The sequence below is a fragment of the Streptomyces sp. DSM 110735 genome (genome assembly GCF_016482685.1).
Lineage (GTDB): Bacteria > Actinomycetota > Actinomycetes > Streptomycetales > Streptomycetaceae > Streptomyces.
In genome coordinates this window covers 146718-164343 of the sequence record NZ_JACYHF010000002.1, presented here as the reverse complement: position 1 = coordinate 164343, position 17626 = coordinate 146718, and the positions used below count along the sequence as shown (strand labels likewise).

At 70.5% G+C, this 17626-nt stretch carries 17 protein-coding genes; 6 read left to right on the top strand and 11 right to left on the bottom strand.

Going from position 1 to position 17626, the window contains the following annotated elements:
- Positions 1 to 71: 71 nt before the first annotated feature.
- Positions 72 to 1439: a HEAT repeat domain-containing protein gene (locus tag IF655_RS03550; protein WP_199582011.1), complete on the bottom strand. Its 1368-nt coding sequence runs from the start codon at positions 1437 to 1439 to the stop codon at positions 72 to 74.
- Between the two features lie 38 nt (positions 1440 to 1477).
- Positions 1478 to 1885 (bottom strand): hypothetical protein, encoded by a 408-nt coding sequence (locus IF655_RS30965; protein WP_242488522.1) that lies wholly within the window; start codon positions 1883 to 1885, stop codon positions 1478 to 1480.
- Between IF655_RS30965 and IF655_RS03540 the strand changes: the two genes are divergently transcribed.
- Positions 1859 to 6022 (top strand): DUF6531 domain-containing protein, encoded by a 4164-nt coding sequence (locus tag IF655_RS03540; RefSeq protein ID WP_307814846.1) that lies wholly within the window; start codon positions 1859 to 1861, stop codon positions 6020 to 6022. The two genes, IF655_RS30965 and IF655_RS03540, sit on opposite strands and share 27 nt — an antisense overlap.
- Positions 6019 to 6477, top strand: coding sequence for a hypothetical protein (locus IF655_RS03535; protein WP_199582008.1), 459 nt, complete (start codon positions 6019 to 6021; stop codon positions 6475 to 6477). The genes IF655_RS03540 and IF655_RS03535 overlap by 4 nt, the downstream gene beginning before the upstream one ends.
- Positions 6478 to 6802: 325 nt before the next feature.
- On the opposite strand, the gene IF655_RS03530 is transcribed toward IF655_RS03535, so the two are convergent.
- Entirely contained in the window at positions 6803 to 7999 is a 1197-nt protein-coding gene (locus IF655_RS03530) for a M20 family metallopeptidase (protein ID WP_199582007.1), read from the bottom strand.
- A gap of 115 nt (positions 8000 to 8114) precedes the next feature.
- Entirely contained in the window at positions 8115 to 9515 is a 1401-nt protein-coding gene (locus IF655_RS03525) for an MFS transporter (RefSeq protein ID WP_199582006.1), read from the bottom strand.
- Positions 9516 to 9659: 144 nt separating this feature from the next.
- Here IF655_RS03525 and IF655_RS03520 point away from each other — a divergent pair, with 144 nt between their 5' ends.
- Positions 9660 to 10697 (top strand): Lrp/AsnC family transcriptional regulator, encoded by a 1038-nt coding sequence (locus IF655_RS03520; protein WP_199582005.1) that lies wholly within the window; start codon positions 9660 to 9662, stop codon positions 10695 to 10697.
- 12 nt (positions 10698 to 10709) lie between these two features.
- On the opposite strand, the gene IF655_RS03515 is transcribed toward IF655_RS03520, so the two are convergent.
- Positions 10710 to 11138 (bottom strand): ArsI/CadI family heavy metal resistance metalloenzyme, encoded by a 429-nt coding sequence (locus tag IF655_RS03515; protein WP_199582004.1) that lies wholly within the window; start codon positions 11136 to 11138, stop codon positions 10710 to 10712.
- A 79-nt stretch (positions 11139 to 11217) separates the two neighbouring features.
- Here IF655_RS03515 and IF655_RS03510 point away from each other — a divergent pair, with 79 nt between their 5' ends.
- From IF655_RS03510 to IF655_RS03500, 3 genes are read left to right on the top strand one after another with little or no spacing between them, the layout of a single operon-like run.
- Positions 11218 to 11598, top strand: a complete 381-nt coding sequence (locus IF655_RS03510; RefSeq protein WP_199582003.1) for a helix-turn-helix transcriptional regulator — start codon at positions 11218 to 11220, stop codon at positions 11596 to 11598.
- Positions 11595 to 12314 carry an MIP/aquaporin family protein gene (locus tag IF655_RS03505; RefSeq protein WP_199582002.1) on the top strand — a complete coding sequence of 240 codons (720 nt, stop codon included), beginning with the start codon at positions 11595 to 11597 and terminating at the stop codon, positions 12312 to 12314. Before IF655_RS03510 ends, IF655_RS03505 begins: the two co-directional genes overlap by 4 nt.
- Positions 12315 to 12360: 46 nt before the next feature.
- A complete protein-coding gene (locus tag IF655_RS03500; protein ID WP_199582001.1) occupies positions 12361 to 12786 on the top strand; it encodes an arsenate reductase ArsC in 426 nt (141 codons plus the stop codon).
- A gap of 140 nt (positions 12787 to 12926) precedes the next feature.
- Here IF655_RS03500 and IF655_RS03495 read toward each other — a convergent pair whose 3' ends face one another.
- The 6 genes from IF655_RS03495 to IF655_RS03470 form a co-directional block, all read right to left on the bottom strand.
- Positions 12927 to 13418, bottom strand: a complete 492-nt coding sequence (locus IF655_RS03495; protein ID WP_199582000.1) for a hypothetical protein — start codon at positions 13416 to 13418, stop codon at positions 12927 to 12929.
- The gene (locus IF655_RS03490; RefSeq protein WP_199581999.1) at positions 13402 to 13893 is read right to left on the bottom strand and encodes an RNA polymerase sigma factor; all 492 of its coding nucleotides are present in this window, start codon (positions 13891 to 13893) and stop codon (positions 13402 to 13404) included. The genes IF655_RS03495 and IF655_RS03490 overlap by 17 nt, the downstream gene beginning before the upstream one ends.
- Before the next feature lie 121 nt (positions 13894 to 14014).
- Positions 14015 to 14635 (bottom strand): class F sortase, encoded by a 621-nt coding sequence (locus IF655_RS03485; RefSeq protein WP_199581998.1) that lies wholly within the window; start codon positions 14633 to 14635, stop codon positions 14015 to 14017.
- On the bottom strand, positions 14632 to 15054 hold the full coding sequence (locus IF655_RS03480; protein ID WP_199581997.1) for a Tat pathway signal sequence domain protein: 423 nt from the start codon (positions 15052 to 15054) through the stop codon (positions 14632 to 14634). Before IF655_RS03480 ends, IF655_RS03485 begins: the two co-directional genes overlap by 4 nt.
- A gap of 118 nt (positions 15055 to 15172) precedes the next feature.
- Positions 15173 to 15985 carry a DUF427 domain-containing protein gene (locus tag IF655_RS03475; RefSeq protein ID WP_199581996.1) on the bottom strand — a complete coding sequence of 271 codons (813 nt, stop codon included), beginning with the start codon at positions 15983 to 15985 and terminating at the stop codon, positions 15173 to 15175.
- Between the two features lie 43 nt (positions 15986 to 16028).
- Complete coding sequence (locus tag IF655_RS03470) at positions 16029 to 17246, bottom strand: metallophosphoesterase (RefSeq protein WP_199581995.1); 1218 nt, start codon at positions 17244 to 17246, stop codon at positions 16029 to 16031.
- Positions 17247 to 17626 lie beyond the last annotated feature (380 nt).

Here is a 17626-nt window from a genome sequence, read left to right as displayed (position 1 = left end):
TTTGGCAGCGGCTGGCTGCCCAAGGCCGTGAACCTTCCCTCCGCTGCGGGCCGCCGGCCCAGTGACCCCTTTCAGAACAGCAGGTCGTGGACGGGTGCGTAGACCGTTGCGGTGGTTACCGCTGCTTCGATTTCTGCGCGGATGCCGGGGTTTTCCTCTGCTTCGGCTTGCTCGGTGAGGGCGGGCACGGTGCGGGGCTCCGGTGCCCAGCATGTGGCCATTAGCTGAGCCGCTGTGACCCGTACTACCTCGTGCGGCGACTGGTGAAGCTGCTCCTGCAGGTGCTCGAAGCAACTGTCCGTTGCGTCCTCCAAGGCGCGGCGGCGTAGGGCATCTTCAGGTGTGAGGACGGCCGACGGGGAGGGCCAGAACTGGTCCAGGAAGTCCTGCGCGGATTCCCGCACTTTGGGGTGCGGGTCGTCTGCGGCGCGTGCCGCTACGAAGGACCGCGTTTGATCGCGCCGTTCACTATCGCGGCCGATCCAGGCCACGCATAGGCTGACCAGAGCAGTTGTTCGGCACTTCTCGTCCGGATCGTCGACCGCGCTGCGCTGGACTGCGTCGAGCGTCGAGCGGTCGTCGGGGTTGAGCATCACGAGGCGGCTCAGCAGCTCTTGGCGGAGAGCAGCCTTGGGCTCAGAGGACAGCCTGCCGACCAAGAACGTTTGGATGTCGCTGTCGTTGGGTCGGCGGTTGCTCAGTGCTCTCAGTACGGCGGCTCGCACGTCTGTACGGGAGCCTTCTGTTGCCCAGCGGAGGATCAGTGCACGCTCTTCTGGGCCATCTTTCCAGCGGGTGCTGATGAAGGCACGGATGGCTTCAAGGCGCAGGGGGCTTTCGCTGTCGCTGGCGTGAGCCAGAACTACCGTGCGCACCTCGGGGGCTGCGCCACACTGCTTTGCCAAGCTGTTCAGGACCATGCCGCGGACCGTTACGTCCGGGTCCGTTGTGACGAGGTCGAGGAGGTACTTCCGCACGGTGGGTCTGTCTCCGAAGCGGACCGCGAGAGCCTCCTGCACCGCGCCTCGGACCTTGCTGGAGGATTCGCTGGCGGCAAGGCGAGTAAGGAGCTCGCACAACTCCTCGTTGCCGACCCCGGAGGGCTTGGTCGCGAGGCTCTCTGCCGCGCTTTGACGCACGCCCTCGTCCCGAGATTCATCGATCAGGGCGGATACGGCGAAGTTCTGGACCTCCTGAGCGTCGACACAGACGGGCAGGAGAGAGAAAGCTGCCTGACGGACCCACGGCTCGGTGTCCTGGAGTGCTTGGTGGCGCAGCAAGTCCGGCAGTCCGGGGTCATCCGGCCATGTCATGACAACCTGGCGCAGAACATCTGAGCGGACGTGCGGATCGGGGTCCTCGGCGGCTCGGCTATTGACGAAAGCCCGCACGGAGCCGAACTCCGCCCAGTGCGCTGCGAGGTGCCTGAGAACCGTCATACGCACGTTCTGCGCGGGTGCGGCCCGGGCGACGGCCTTCAGAGCGGCTTCTGTTCCAGTTGGCGTGTGAGGGCTTTGGCTGTTCGGATGCTCTGCTCGTTGAGTCGGCCGATTCTGCGGACCTCGGACAGTGCGCGCAGGGCGAGGATGGCTGGTGGCGCCGCTGCGGTCGTCGCCTTGCTGTTCTCGAGGTCGAGGATGGTGTCTACGGCCTGTCCGGCGACGTGTTCGCCGGTCTGTGCCACGATCAGGAGCAGGACTTCGTGCCAGTCCGGGTCGGGTGCTCGCTTGCGGAACACGTCGTCGAGGTTGAGGACAAGGCCCGCCACATACTTCTTGACCTTGGCCTGTGGTGGCCGGAGGCCGACCCCGGCAAACTGCGGGACGCGGCGAAGGCCTGGCGGACCTTCGCTGAAGCCGTGGACGACGTCCGAGCGCCCGTGCACCGCAGCGCGTCCTCGATCATCCACCACAACACCGGTGAATCGATCGAGGCGTTCAGTAAGTTCTGGGGGCGCTACGCGCAGGGCAAGGACGGTGGCTGGCTCAGCGATCTGGCGAAGTCCTCGCGGGAGATGGCCAAGGCGCTGGACAAGTTCGCCGATGCCATCGACGACGCGATCAACAAGCTCTGGACGCAGATCGGCATCGACGCGGCCGTCATCGCGGGCGGAGTGACGCTGGCCTTCTTCACCGCGGGCCTTGCCTCCGGAGCGGCTGTCGCGGCAGCGGACGCGGTGATCGAGTTCGGCGCCACGATGGGCGTCGCGGTCTCCGCCACCGTGGCCGAGATCACCGGGGGCGCCCTCATAGCCGCCGCCTTCGGCGGGGTCGAGTCGGTCACCGTCGACCTCGCCGTGGCTCAGCCGCTGAAGATGGCGACCGGTCTGCAGCACGGCCTCAGCCTTGACGAGGTCAACCAGGCCGCCAAGGACGGCATGATCCTCGGTGGCGCACTCGGAGCCGGTGGCGGGCTGCTGAAGGCCAGCATGGAAGGCGGCCTCACCGACACCACCCCACTGCTGCTGCGCCCGCCGTCGCTCCGCCCCGACCTGGTCGAGATCGGCCCGGCGGCCCGCAACGCCGAGCGCACCCCGTGCGTGGGCGAGCCGATCGACGTGGCGACCGGCGCGATGCTGATGACACAGACGGACCTGATGTTGCCGGGAAGTCTGCCGCTCCAGTTCACGCGCGCCCACCTCTCCTCGTACCAGGGCGGTGTCTGCTTCGGCCCGACCTGGACGTCCACCCTGGACGAGTGCCTCCAGATCGACGGCGACGGCGTCGTCTTCGCGGCCGCGGACGGCATGCGGTTGGTCTACCCGGTGCCGGAACCCGGCGTGCCTGCGATGCCGGCCAAGGGTGCCCGCTGGCCACTGGAGTGGGACGGCAGGCCGGACGGTGCGATGACGGTCACCGATCCGGCCACGGGCGTGGTCCGCACGTTCGCCGCCCCCGTCCCGTCACCCACCTTCGGCGTCTTCCATCTGGCCCTCGACTCCTGGACCGACCGCAACGGCAACCGCATCGACATCGAACGCGACGACAAGGGCACCCCCTTCGGGATCCGCCACTCCGGCGGCTACTACGTCGCGGTCGACACCCAGGGCCCTCGCATCACCGCCCTGCGCCTGCTGGACGAGGCGCCCTCCCGCTACCGCCCGGACATCAGGCCAGGCGAGGGCACCGTCGTCATGCGCTACGGCTACGACACCGTCGGCAACCTCACCGAGGTCATCAACTCCAGCGGCAACCCCCTGCGCTTCACCTACGACGCGAAGGGCCGCGTCACCCGCTGGACCGACCGCAACGGCACCTGGTTCTCCTACGTCTACGACGACCGCGGCCGGGTTGTCCGCACCGAAGGCGTCGACGGCATCCTCTCCGGGTCGCTGACCTACGACGTCACCACCCGCACAACGACATACACCGACTCCCAGGGCCAGACCTCGGTTCACCGGTACAACGACGAGGGTCTGGTGGTGGAGGAGACGGACCCGCTGGGCAATATCACGCGCACGGAGTGGGATGAATACGGCGCGAAGCCGCTGACGATCACCGACGCCATGGGCCACACCGTCCGGTACGCCTATGACGATGCCGGCAACCCCAATGAGCTCACGCTGCCCGACGGGGCGGTGGCCCGGGCTGAGTACAACGCGCTCGGTCTGCCGACCGAAGTGGTCGAGCCGGGCCGAAGGGTCTGGCGGTACACGTACGACGAGCGGGGCAACCTGCTCAGCACCGTGGACCCGACCAGCGCCGAAACCCGGTACACACTTGACGAAGCGGGCCGCCCTACTGCGATCACGAACGCCCTCGGCCACACCCGCATGGTGGCGTACGACACTGCGGGCCTGCCGACCGCCCTGACGGACGAACTGGGCCACACTACGATGATCCGTCGCGACGCCTTCGGCCGCGTCGTCGAGGTGACCGACCCCCTCGGCCACACCGCCTGCCTGGGCTGGACCACGGAGGGCAGGCCGTCATGGCGCCAACTGTCCGATGGCACAAAGGAGTCCTGGATCTGGGACGCCCAGGGCAACCTCCTCACCTACACGGACCCTGCCGGGAACACAACGCACCACACACTGAGTCACTTCAATGTGCCGGCCACGCGCACCGACCCGGACGGAGCGCGGTACGAGTTCGTCTACGACACCGAGCTGCGTCTGACGACTGTCACGAACCCCCAGGGTGTGTCCTGGTCATACACCTACGACGAAGCGGGCCGGTTGACCGGGGAGACGGACTTCAACGGCCGTACCCTCATTTACGCGTACCGCGCCGACGGACGGCTGTCCGCCCGTACCAACGGTGCCGGGGAGACTCTGCGCTTCACGAGAGACCCCCTGGGGCGGGTTGTGGAGCAGTGCTCGGATGCGGGCGATGTGACAACGTTCGCCTATGGCCCCGACGGCGGGTTGAGCCGTGCGGCCAACGGGGACGCCGAGCTTGTCTACGAGCGGGACGCGCTCGGCAGGGTTCTTTCGGAGACGGTGAACGGTCGCACGACCACCTATGTCCACGACGCCGCCGGTCAATGTACCCGGCGGGTGACACCTTCCGGGCTGGCTTCGGAATGGAGCTTCGATCCTGCAGGGCGCCCTCTCACCATGCGGTCGTTCGCGGGCATACTTGAGTTCGCGTACGACGCTGTCGGTCGCGAGACCGGGCGGAGTCTCGGTACGGAGGTGAAGCTTTCGCAGAGCTGGAGCGGGAGCGGGCTGCTGACCGCTCAGAGCCTGACAGCCACCCGGGACAGAGTCCTGCAGCACCGGACGTACGCTCATCGGGCTGACGGCTATGTGACCGAGATTCGCGAGCTGACGTCGGGCACCCGCCGCTTCGACCTGGACGGCATGGGGCGTGTCAGCGGCGTCCGCGCCCACGGCTGGAGTGAGACCTACGCCTACGATGTGGCCGGCAATCTCGTGCACGCCACGGCGCCGGATCATGACGCAGCCGGTGAGCGGCGGTTCGACGGCACGCTCATCCGCACAGCCGGCCGCACCTCGTACGAGCACGATGCTGAAGGCCGCCTGGTCCGCAGGACCCGCAAGCTCCTGAACGGTCAGACCCGTGTCTGGAGGTATGCGTGGAACGCCGAGGGACGTCTTACGGACGTGGTCGTCGAAGACGGCAGCCATTGGCAGTACGCGTACGATCCGCTCGGACGACGCGTTTCCAAGCACCGGGTGGCGGACGACGGCTCCGTGGTCGACCGTACGCATTTCGTCTGGGACGACCTGTCCTTGGCCGAGCGGGTCACGCCGGACGGCTCGATCACCACCTGGGACTACGCGCCGGACAGTCCTCGCCCGATCGCTCAGACGAGCCACAGGCCGACGGTGTCATCCGCCAATCCGTCGTTCCTGGCGCAGTTGGCCGAGGAGTCGGATTCTGATCGCGGGCGGTTGTACGCCATCGTCACCGACGCAGTGGGCACGCCCACAGAACTGGTTGCCGCATCTGGAGATCTGGTATGGCAGCGCCGTACCAGTCTGTGGGGCGCTCGGTTCCCGGCCCCGGACGAGGCTCTGTCGCCGATGGACTGTCCCCTGCGTTTTCCGGGCCAGTACGCCGATCCCGAATCGGGCCTGCATTACAACCTGCACCGGTACTACGATCCAGAGACGGCGCGGTACATCAGCGCGGATCCATTGGGTCTCGTCCCAGCACCCGATCACCACACCTACGTTTTGAACCCACTGGGCTGGAGTGACCACCTCGGTCTCGCAGGGAAGGGGCCGACGGGCCCGAAGAACCCGCTGGAGTTCGGGCAGGGGTACACAGGCCGGCGCGACGTCTTCCCCGTTGGCAACAAGGGGATGGACGTGGAAATCCACGTCTACGACAAGTCCATGCGTGAGGTCGGGCTGTTCAACAGCCACGGCTGGTTCAATAAGCACGGCATCAAAGCCTCGGAAGTCGAGGTCCCGCCCGCCGTGGAGAATGCCATCAAGGGACGGATGATCTACGAGCTGCGAAAAGTCGGCCGTATCGCTCCCAAGGGGACCGAGGACATCTCTGGAGACAAGTGGAGGCGACCGCCTCTCGCTGCGGAAGGTTGCGCATGAAGTACGTCACGGCCGTCTGGGACGATGGGGGATTCCACGTGGATCCAAGGGCCTATCTGGCCGAACTGCCGCGTCTGCGCGACGACCTGCCCCCGGGCGCCCGGTCATTTGCCACCGACCCCGGCCACTACGACATCGCGGGCGCCACCCGCTGTGTGAAGGACCTGGAGCTGGCGGGGGTCCACCTTGCCGCCGACAAGAGCGGCGGCCTTGTTCTGGACTTCGAGCCCAACAAGTTCAAGCACGACTCCGGCCTTCGTATCAGTTACTCGGGCGTGAAGCACTTCGCCATCGACTATGAGCACTCCATCGACTGGATGAGCGTCGACACCGTGCTCCTCGACGAGATCCTCCCCGACGAGGACGGCGGTTGCCTCCATGAGATCACGCTCACCGACGCGTCGATCGTCGTTCGTTGTGAGGATCTGCAAGCGGTATGGGGGGACGCGAGCTGAGGAGATCACGTCCGCTGGAGTGGTGTATCGAGGGCCACTCGGTGATCTCGTTGTGAGGCTGTGCGGTCCTACCTTGTTCATGCGTTGGACGGGCCGTCGTAAGGTCCGAAGACTCAGAGACGTCGGCTCGTCTCCCCGTGCCAGACAAGGAGTCCCGAAGTTGGAAGCCACAGCTTGTCTGGCGGACCCGAATGTCGACAACCCGAACCGCCAGGTCCGTTTGAGCTTCCTGGGGTGAGGCGGGGCGGGCGGTTGTCGTATGAACGCGGCGGCCAGCAGCGTCAGCGTCGTACGTCCCTTGCCGCGCCCCCAGCGGCCCAGGCGGTCACCGCATGTCCGAGCGCCCCGTCGCCAGGCTCGCCAGCAGTGCCGCGGCCACGTCCAGGATCGAGTCGTCGAAGGTGGCGACCGGGGAGTGGTTGTACGCCGCTGTGAAGGGGTCCAGGTCGGGCGGGCAGGCGCCGAGCATCAGGTACGCGGACGGGACGTGCTCGCCGAGCATGCCGAAGTCCTCGGACCCCGTGATCGCGTGCGGCAGCTCCACGCAGCGTTCGTCGCCGACCAGTTGCCGGGCCACCGACACCGCGAACGCCGTCTCCGCCGGGTCGTTCACCGTCACCGGGTAGCCCTCGCGGAACTCGGCGTCCACCTCCAGACCGTGTGCCGCCGCGATGCCGCGGACGAGACGCAGGGACTCCTCCCGTACCCGCTCGCGGGACTCCCGCGAGAACGACCGTACGGTGGCGGCGAATTCGGCCTGGTCCGGGATGACGTTGTCCGTCGCCCCCGCGTGGAAGCTCCCGACCGTGACCACCACCGGGTCGAACGCGTCGAAGCGCCGGGTCACCATCGTCTGCAGTGCGGTGACCGCCTCGCACGCCGCGGGCACCGGGTCCAGCGCGGTGTGGGGCATCGAGCCGTGGCCGCCCCGTCCGCGCATGGTCACGGCCAGCACGTCCGCCGCCGCCATCACCGGGCCGGGGCGGGTCGCCACCCAGCCGTGCGGCAGCAGCGCCGCGCCGACGTGCAGCGCGTACGCGGCGGCGACCCGTTCACCCGACGCGTCGAGCACACCCTCGTCGATCATCAACTGCGCACCGCCGCAGCCCTCCTCGCCGGGCTGGAACATGAACACCACGTCCCCCGCCAGCTCGTCCCGCCGCTCCGCGAGCAGCCGCGCCGCGCCGACCAGCGCGGCGGTGTGCAGATCGTGCCCGCAGGCGTGCATCGCCCCCGGAATCCGCGAGGCGTACGGCACGCCCGAGGTCTCCTGGACCGGAAGGGCGTCCATGTCGGCGCGCAGCAGTACGGCGGGTCCCGGGTGTCCGCCGCGCAGCACGGCGACGACCGAGCTGAGCTTGCGGCCCAGGGTGATCTCCAGCGGCAGCCCGTCCAGCGCCTCCAGGACCTTGGCCCGGGTCAGCGGCAGATCGAGCCCGATCTCCGGTTCCTGGTGCAGCGCGCGGCGCAGCGCCACCAGGTCGGAACGGATCGCGGCCGCGGCATCGGTCAGGCTGGTCACAGCATCTCCTTCAGGTCCTTGAGAACGACTCGGATACGTGCAGATCCTTGGGAACGATCAGGTCCGTGCGGGCGGTCAGGTCCGTGCGGACCATCAGATCGTCGAGAACGATCGGTCACGCGGACTCGACGGCGACGGGCACCCCGCCGACCTCGCCGCTGCCCCACAACGCCAGCGCCACCGGCGCTCCCAGCGCGCCGAGCGTCGCGCACCCCAGCCATACCCCGACGTACGCGCCCTCCTGCGGCACCCCGGACTGGAGCACCGCCGCGTTCAGCAACGCCGTGCCGACCGCGCCGGTCGCCGCGCCCGCGAGCGTCTTGAGCGTGTTGTAGACGCCGGTGCCGACACCCGTCTGCTCCGCCGGAAGCCGCCGCATCAGCAGCGCCGGAAGCAGACTCAGCCCGAGCCCGCCGCCGAACCCGATCACCAGACCGGTCGGGACGAAACTCGCCGCCGTACCGTGCCACGCCGCCATCGCCACGTAACCGGCGGCCGAGAGCGCGAAGCCGCCCACCAGGACCTGCCGTGCGCCGAACCGGCGCCCCAGCCGGTCCGCGATCAGCGCGCCGATCAGCGCGCCGAGCACGGAGGGCACGGTGAGCAGGCCGAGCAGATCGCTGTCGGCCCGCAGCCCGTACCCCGCCACCGCCGGGTCCGCCGCCTGGAAGCTCCGGGTGGGCGCCTGTGCGCCGTACAGCACGCAGCCGAGCAGGAAGCTCAGGCCGAACACCGGCGCCGTCGCCCGTCCGGTCAGTACCCGCAGGTCCAACAGCGGTGTGTCGGTGCGCCGTTCGTGCCGGACGAACAGCGTGAACAGTCCCGCCCCGGCCAGCAGCAGCGCGACCGCGCCGACGACGCCGAGACCGCCCGCTCCGCTGAAGCAGCCGAACAGCAGGCTGAGTCCGAGCGAGAGCAGTACCGCGCCCCGCCAGTCCATCCGGCCCGAGGCGCGGACGGTCGACTCCGGCACCCCCAGCCCGACCAGCAGCAGTCCGAGCAGCGGGACCGCCGCCAACCCCCAGAGCAGCGGCCGCAGTCCGCTGGATTCCGATCCCAACTCCCCTACCAGTACTGCCCCGACGATGCTGCCGACGGTCAGCGAGCCGACCAACTGTCCCACCGCGCGCCCGCCCCGCTCGGGACCGACGAGGTCGCGGACCAGCGCGAACTGCAGCGGCAGCCAGCAGGGCAGGAAGCCCGCGAGCGCCCGCCCGGCCAGCAGCATCCCGAGCGATCCGGCGGTCGCGGTGAGCGCGTAGCCGACGAACGTGACCAGGAGGGTGATCCACAGCCAGCGGCGGTGGCCGACGAGATCGCCGAGCCGAGAGGTCACCGGTACGACCATGCCCGAGACCAGGAACTCGACCCCGGTGGCGAGCGACTGGTCGCCCGCCCCCAGGTGCAGCCCGTCGGCCAGACCGGGCAGCAGTACCGGAAAGCCGCCCTGCAGCATCCCGCTGCCGAACTCGAGCAGGACCAGCAGAGCCACGACACGTGAGGCGGACCGGGGCATGGGCGGCTCCTGGGTGAACGTCCGGGCGGGGCTCGGCGGCTGAAGAGTGCGTGACAGGTGGCCGACAGAATGGCTAACCTCGTGCGCCGTGACACCGGACTGCATGAATCGGCCTCAGCGGCCTCCCCTGTGCATGGATCTGCCATGATCGACGAGCTGGACCTGGCGCTTGTCGACGCCGTACGCGTCGCCCCGCGCGCGCCCTGGTCGAAGCTGGCGGGACCGCTGGGCGTCGACGCCGCCACGCTGTCACGGCGCTGGGCGCGGCTGACGTCGTCCGGGGACGCCTGGGTGACCTGCTATCTGTCGGTGGACCGACTGGGACACGGGCTCACCGCGCTGGTCGAGGTCGACTGCCTGGCCGGGCAGGTCATGGACGCCGCCTCCCGCCTGGCCGCCCAGCCCTGGGTCGCCTCCGTCGAGGTCGTCTCCGGCGGTACGGATCTGGTGCTCACCGTGGCCGCGCTCGGTCCTACGGAGCTGGCCCGGTGCGTGCTGCGGCACATCGCCACCGTGCCGGGCGTCCGGTCCACCCGGACCTCGCTGGTCGAGCGGACCCTGCGGGAGGGCAGCCGCTGGCGCGACGGCGCGCTCGACCCCCAGCAGCGGCGCGCCCTCGCCGCGACGGTCGGTGACCGCAAGGGCGCGGACCCGTCCGCCGTGCCACCGGCGGACTGGGACACCGACCTCGCCATCGCCCAGGTCCTCGGCGCCGACGGCCGGATGCCGCTCGCCGAACTCGCCGCCCGCACCGGCCTGCCGGTCAGCAGCCTGCGCCGCCGCCTGTCCCGCCTGTGCGCGGACGGTCGGCTCGTCCTGCGCTGCGACGTCTCTCCCCAGCTCAACGGTCACGCACTGGGCACCATGCTCTGGCTCGACGTCCCTGCCGCGGAACTCCCCAAGGTGGTACCGACGTTGGCCGAACTCTCGCAGATCCGGATGTGCGCGGTGACGCTGGGGAACGCCAACCTGGTCGCCTACGTGGTGACCCATCACCCCTCCGAGCAACGCCGCTTCGAACAGGAACTCGCGGCACGCTTCCCCGGAATCCGCCTGCTGTCGCGCCAACTGGTCTTCGGTCCGGTCAAGTTGGTCGGCCACCTGCTCGACGAGGACGGACGCTCCGTCGGCTACGTCCCGATCGCCCTCGCGGACCAGCCGACGAGGAACCCGGCGCGCTGAGCTGCCGGGGGGTTACGGCGCGGAGGCGCAACAGGTCTGCGGCGCCGTGCCGTTGGCGCTCTTGCCGAGGTGGTCGGCGTCGGCTTTGACGACGTAGACCTCCCAGGGTTCCCGGCCGGGTCCGTGGACCCAGACCTTGTCCTGGAGGGCGTAGCAGCAGGAGGTGTCGCTCTCCTCGAAGGTGGCCAGTCCGGCGTCCTTCAGCCGGGTGGTGGCGGCGGTGACCTGGTCGGTGGACTCCACTTCGACACCGAGGTGGTCCAGGCGGGTGTCCTGTCCAGGCTCGCCCTTGATCAGGACGAGCTTGAGCGGGGGTTCGGTGAGGGCGAAGTTGGCGTAGTCGTCGCGGCGCTTGGCCGGTTGGGTGCCGAAGAGCTTGGAGTAGAAGGCGATCGACGCTTCGAGGTCGCTGACGCGCAGGGCGAGCTGAGCACGGGACATGGCTACGCTCCCATCGGCTTGCATTGATGTCTTTCGATGCAAGCTTGTGAGCTGTATCGAGAGATGTCAATATAGAAGTATGTCGAAACAAGAGCTCGTGGTGCTCGGTCAGGACGACGGCGAGGCTGCCTGCTGCCCCCAGTCGCCGACCACCCCTTTGGGCGAGGGGCAGGCTGTGGATCTGGCGAAGGCGTTCAAGGCGCTGGGCGACCCGGTCCGGCTGCGGCTCGTCTCGATGATCGCCTCGCGAGCGGGCGGCGAGGTCTGCGTGTGCGACCTGACCCCGGCCTTCGACCTGTCCCAGCCGACCATCTCCCACCACCTCAAGCTGCTGCGGCAGGCCGGGCTCATCGACTGCGAGCGGCGCGGCACCTGGGTGTACTACTGGGTACTCCCCGGCGCCCTCGACCCGCTCGCCGCGTTCCTGACCACCATGCGGACCGCCGGAACCGACGCATGACGGCTTCGCTCGCCCGGCGCACCGCCGCCGAACTGGTCGGGACCGGGCTGCTGGTGGCGGTGGTGGTCGGGTCCGGCATCCAGGCCGCCGAACTGTCGCACGACGTGGGCGTGCAACTGCTGGCCAACTCCCTCGCCACCGTCTTCGGACTCGGCGTGCTCATTCTGCTGTTCGGGCCGGTCTCCGGTGCGCACTTCAACCCGGTTGTCACCCTGGCCACTTGGGTGAGCGCCCGGCTCACCCTGCGGGAAGTCGCCGCCTACGTGCCCGCCCAGATCGTCGGCGCGATCGGCGGCTCGGTGCTGGCCAACGCCATGTTCGCCGAGCCTCCGGTCACCTTCTCCACCCGCGACCGCTACGCCGGGCATCTGTGGCTCGCCGAGTCGGTCGCCACGGCCGGGCTGATCCTGCTCGTCCTCGGCCTCGACCGGATCGGCCGCGCCGCGCTCGCCCCGGCCGCGGTCGCCTCGTACATCGGAGCCGCCTACTGGTTCACCTCCTCCACCTCGTTCGCGAACCCCGCGGTGACCATCGGCCGCGCCTTCACCGACACCTTCGCCGGGATCGCCCCCGCCTCCGTCCCCCCGTTCATCGCCGCCCAACTGCTGGGTGCCGGGCTCGGGTTGGCTGCCGTCGTGGTGATCTACGGCCGTCCGGCTCCCGCCGCCCCAGAACTCGTCGTTCCGCACGGCGAACCGGAACCCGCGGCCACCTGACCGCCCCGCCACCTGACCGTCCCGTCTCCCCAGAAAGCCCCCGTCGATGAGCGCTCCCGCTGCCCCACGTCCGTCCGTGCTGTTCGTCTGCGTCCACAACGCCGGTCGCTCTCAGATGGCCGCCGCCTTCCTCACTCACCTCGCCGAGGGTCGCGTCGAGGTCCGCTCGGCCGGTTCCGCTCCTGCCGACTTGGTCAACCCGGCGGTCGTGGAAGCGATGAAGGAGGTCGGTGTCGACCTCTCCGCCCAGGTCCCGAAGATCCTCACCGTCGAGGCGGTACAGGCTTCGGACGTCGTGATCACCATGGGCTGCGGCGACACCTGTCCCGTCTTCCCCGGCAAGCGCTACCTCGACTGGCAACTCCCCGACCCTGCCGGGCAGGGAGTCGAGGCGGTACGTCCCATCCGCGACGAGATCGAGAACCGCGTCCGGGACCTGATGGGCACCCTCGGCGTCCAGGTCCGAGCGTGAGCGCGGCGCCCCGTGCCGGGCGGACCTGAGCGAGGTGCCCCCCCCCGCGTCAGACAGCCCCGACCGAGCGGAGCCTGCCGCACGTGCGGCAGGTGAGCGACATCGCGCACCCGCCGAAGACGTCGCGGCCGTACGGGACTTCAGCCGCTCCCGCGTGACGGTGAAGCCCGCACCGCCGCCTCGGACCGTGCGGGGTCCGTCGAGGGCGCGGCGGCGCGTGAGCGTGCCGTGGGGACCACGGGGGCCGCCGGGGCCGAGAAGTCGCGGCCCGACGGGACGGCGGACGGGGAGGTGGGGGCGGACGTACGGCGGGTGGGAGTGGTCGGGGGGACCGATGCGGCTGGGGTCGGCACCGTCGGGGGGCTGGTCGCGGGCGGGGGTGCCAGGGGGACCGTCGGGGTCGTGGGGGGCTCGTGGGTCGCGCGGAGGAGGGGTACGGCGAGGAGGGCGGCGAGCGCGCAGGTCGCGCCCGCGCCCGCGGCGGCGCGCAGGACGCGGCGGCGGGTCGCGCCCCGGCGGATCTCCTCGTAGCGGCCCGGGGGAGGCGCGAGGTGCGCGGAGGGCGGGCGCAGGATGACGGCGAGGGGGTCGTCCGGTTCGAAGTCGGGACCGTCGTCACTGTATGTGGTCAAGGCTTCTCCTCAGATGGGCGCGGAGCAGTTCGCGGGCCGCGTGCAGGTCGGCCTTGACGGTCCCTTCCTTGCGCCCCGTCAGCACGGCCACCTCGCGTATCGGCAGGTCAGCGTAGTAGTGCAGCAGGGTCGGTATGCGCAGCCGTTCGGGGAGCGCCTGGACGAGCAGGCGGACCGAGGGGTCGGTCTGCTCGGTGGGCGGCAGGACGGACGCCTCCACGGTGGCGCGGCGCATGGCCCTGCGCTCGCGCTCCAGGTGCCGCCAGTGGTCCCGGACGAGGTTGGCGGCCGTGACGTAGAGGAAGCCCCGGGGCTCCGACACGGACGTCCAGCGGGCCCAGAGGCGGGTGAACGCCTCCGAGGCGACCTCGTGGGCCGTCTCGTCGTCGTCGACCAGACGGCGGCACCAGCCGGCCAGACGCGGGTAGAGGGCGGCGAACAGCTCTGCCGCCGCCTTCTCTCGGGACCGTTTCAACGTTCTCCATGGGGGGGATCGGGCACCCTTCCGGGCCGGGCGGGCCCGGGGCACCCACGGGTAGGACCCCGGGCCGACGGCGTACGTTCCGTCGGCCCGGGACCGTGCGGGTGACGGCCGGTCAGTGGCGCGCGGTGTCCGACGCGGCGAAGACGATCACGTTGTCGCGATAGCCGTCGCCGGTACGGGGTCCGCCGCACGTGATGAGCCGCAACTCCGGCCGGTCGACGTCGCCGTAGACCGACTTCGTCGGGAAGTCGGCCTTGGCGACGGTCCGTACGGAGGTGACCGTGAACCGGACCGACGTGCCGTTCTCCAGGCGCACCGTGATCCCGTCGCCCCGGCGCAGCCGGTCGAGACGGCGGAAGACGCCGTCGCCGTAGGCACCGACCGTGACATGGCCGAGGATCACCGACGGTCCGGTCCGGCCGGGCGTCGGGGAGTTCTCGTACCAGCCCGCCTGGTCGTGCGCCGTGATCGGAGGCACCTGCACCCCGCCGTCCCGGTCCAGCCCGAGCCGCATGACCGGGGTGTCGACGCCGATCCCGGGAATCCGCAGCCGCGCGGGTGCCGAACGGCCGGGCTCGGAAGGGGAGTTCGCCGAGCCCGCGGTGGACGGGGCGCTCGCGGGCGTGTCCACGGGGCTACCGGCGGAGACTCCGGTGCCGTCGTGACCGGCGCAGCTCGCGAGCAGGGGGACCAGCGCGGCTGCGACGAGCGCGCGCCTGGAGAGACGGATCATGCCCCGGTCGCCCGTCGGCGGCGCACGAGGAAGACCGCCGCGCCGCCCACCGCGAGGGCGCCCGCGGCGCTGCCGCCGATCAGCGCGGTGGGGGCGGAGTCGCCGGAGCCGGTGGTCTCCCCGGTGTCGGGAGCGCCGCTGGGCACGACGGCGACCTGGCCGCGTCCCTTGCCGGGCGCGACGGACGGGACCGGCGTGGCCTCGCCGCCCGGCTTACGGCTGGGGACCGCGCTCGGCACCCGGGTGGGGACCGCGCTCGGCTCCGCGCCGCCCGGGGCGCTCGGCCGCGCCGACGGAACGGCGGTGGACGGGGCGGAGGGACGGGCGGTCGGGGTCCCTCCGTGGGCGAACGCGGGCACCGTGCTCGCCAGCACGGCGACGCAGGCGGCCGCCGTGGCGCTGAGGACTGTTCGGCGCATGAATCGCTCTCTTTCGTCGGCCCGCCCGGCGTGTGGCCGGGCGGGCTTCGTGATGGTCGAGCGGAGAGACGAGACAGCGGCGGGGTGGGTTGTAAAGCGTTCGCAAAGTCGTGGCGGGTCAGGAATCCGCGTCCGGCGACCGCCTGGTGAACGGCGTGACGGGGCGCTCCAGGCGTTCGCCGTCCACGGTGATGTCGACCGCCTCGTTGTAGAAGGCGAGGAGGTCCTGGACGGCGCCGACGGCGGGCAGCGGGCGGCGGTAGCTCCAGACGACATTCGGCGGTACGTCGCCCTCACCCCGCCAGGACCAGTACGCGGCGGTGCCCTTGTACGGGCACCCGGTGCTGTGGTCGGTGCGCTCGAACAGGTCCAGGCGTACGTCCTCGCGCGGGATGTAGTACCGCGTCGGCAGACCGGTCTCGAAGAGCAGCACCGGGCGACGGGTGTCGGCGACGACCGTGCCGTCGATCGCGACCTGGACGTGGCGGCTGCTCGGGAGGGCGTCCACCCGTTTGTGCGGGTCGCGGGGGTGGACGAAGATCTCCTCTTCCTCTTCGTACCAGTGGTCCAGACCCCGGCCCACCCGCGCGAACCACTCGAAGGCGATGTGCCCGGCCAGATCCTCGGACGGGAAGGTCCAGGCGGCGTTCTCCAGCAGACGCCCTTCGGCTTCGAGGTCGTAGAAGACCCGCGATCCGCTGTGCGCGCCCAGGGGCGGGTTCTTCGCCGGGCGGAGCAGATCCTCCCGGACCTCCTCGCGCGGGAAGGCGTACAGCGGCACCGGCGTTCCCGGCTCCCACACGAGCACGGGGTGCCTGCTGTCGACGACCGTGATGTCGCCGGTACGGCCGCGCACCCAGCGCTCGGAGGGTTCCCACCGGATGCCCTCGGGGGTGGTCCTGACGTGCGGAGCGGTGGGGGACGCGGTCATGACCGGTACTCCTTCGGCTTGCTGCTGGACGGTGCGCCCACCTCTAGGACGCGGCGGGTTGCCCGGAGCGGAGGACGAGCAGGGTGATCTCGCTGGGGGCGAAGACGCGGAACGGCGGACCCCAGAAGCCGGTGCCCCGGCTGGTGTAGAGGAGGGTGCGGGCGCCGTGGCGGGTGAGACCGGCGAGGGCGGGCTGGTCGAGGCGGACCAGGTGGTGGAAGGGCCAGATCTGGCCGCCGTGGGTGTGGCCGGAGAGCTGGAGGTCGATGCCGTGGGCGGCGGCGCGGTCGATGAACTTGGGCTGATGGGCGAGGAGGAGGACGGGGAGACCGGGGTCGGCGCCGTCCAGGGCGTCGGCGAGGTTCGCGCGGTGGCCCGGCAGACCGGAGGACTCGGCGGTGACGTCGTCCACACCCGCGACCACGAGGGTGTCGCCGCCGCGTTCGAGCAGCAGATGACGGTTGCGCAGCGGCTCCCAGCCCAGCTCGTCCATCAGGTCGACCCAGCCCTGCGCCTCGCTGTAGTACTCGTGGTTGCCGGTGACGTAGACGCGGGCCCGGGTCGCCCGCACGGTGCCGAGCGGGGCGGCCTGGGCGCGACGGCGCTGAGCCGTGCCGTCCGCGATGTCGCCGGTGTGGCAGACCAGGTCGGCATCCAGCGTGTTCACCGTCTCGCAGACCCGTTCCGACCAGCGGGCGCGGTCGAGCGGACCGTAGTGGGTGTCGGTGATCAGGGCGACCCGGGTGCCGTCAAGACCGGCGCCCAGTCGCGGGAGGTGCACGTCGAGCCGGCGCACGCGGGGCACGCGGCGCGCCTCGGTGTAACCCCAGACCAGCAGCACGGCGGCCACGCCGAGCACGGCCCAGGTGACGATGCGCGCCCGGTCCTCGCCGTCACCGACGCCTGCCACGGTCAGGGCGAGCCGCAGCAGGACGCCGAGCAGGACGGACCAGGTGAACAGGATCCAGATGCCGCCCAGCAGCGTGTCCCCGACGATCGCCGCCCGGTCCTGCTGGCGCCGCCCGTGGCCGCGCGCCATCGCGAGCGGCATACCGGTCAGACCGAGGACGAACAGCGCGGTGCCGGTCAGTGTCACGGGCAGCGGCCAGTGCTGGCCGCCGTACAGGAGGACCCAGCAGGGCACCGCCCACAGCAGGACGGGGGCGACCAGGGGGAGGTAGCGCATCACGCGCCGCAGTCCGCTCCGTGGCGCCTCTTCCGCTTCACCGGCGGCGGCTCGGGTGTCGCTGGTCTCGGTCACGCTTTCCCCTCCTGAGGTTCTGTCCGGCGTGATCCACCGCCGTTGCCCTGATTCTGCTCCGGCCTCAACTTACAAAGGCTCCCCGGGATCTCATTGTCCGCCGTCGGGGAGAGGGGCGCCCTCCCGGGCTCCGGTGAGTCCGTTCCGGGGGGTCGCCGGAGCCGGGGGCGTGACACCGGTTCGCCCGCCCAGGGACGTGGTGCGTGCCTCGGCATGAACTCGCCTTCCGGGGCGAGGAGTTGCTCGTTCCTCCGACGGAGACCCGCTTCGGCGGGACCGCGGACGGCTCTTTGATCGTCACCCGCGTCGCCGTGCCGTACCCCCCTGCGACTAGTTTGTGCACGGCGGGTACGCGGGCCCGCGGTGGCTCAGGTGCGGGG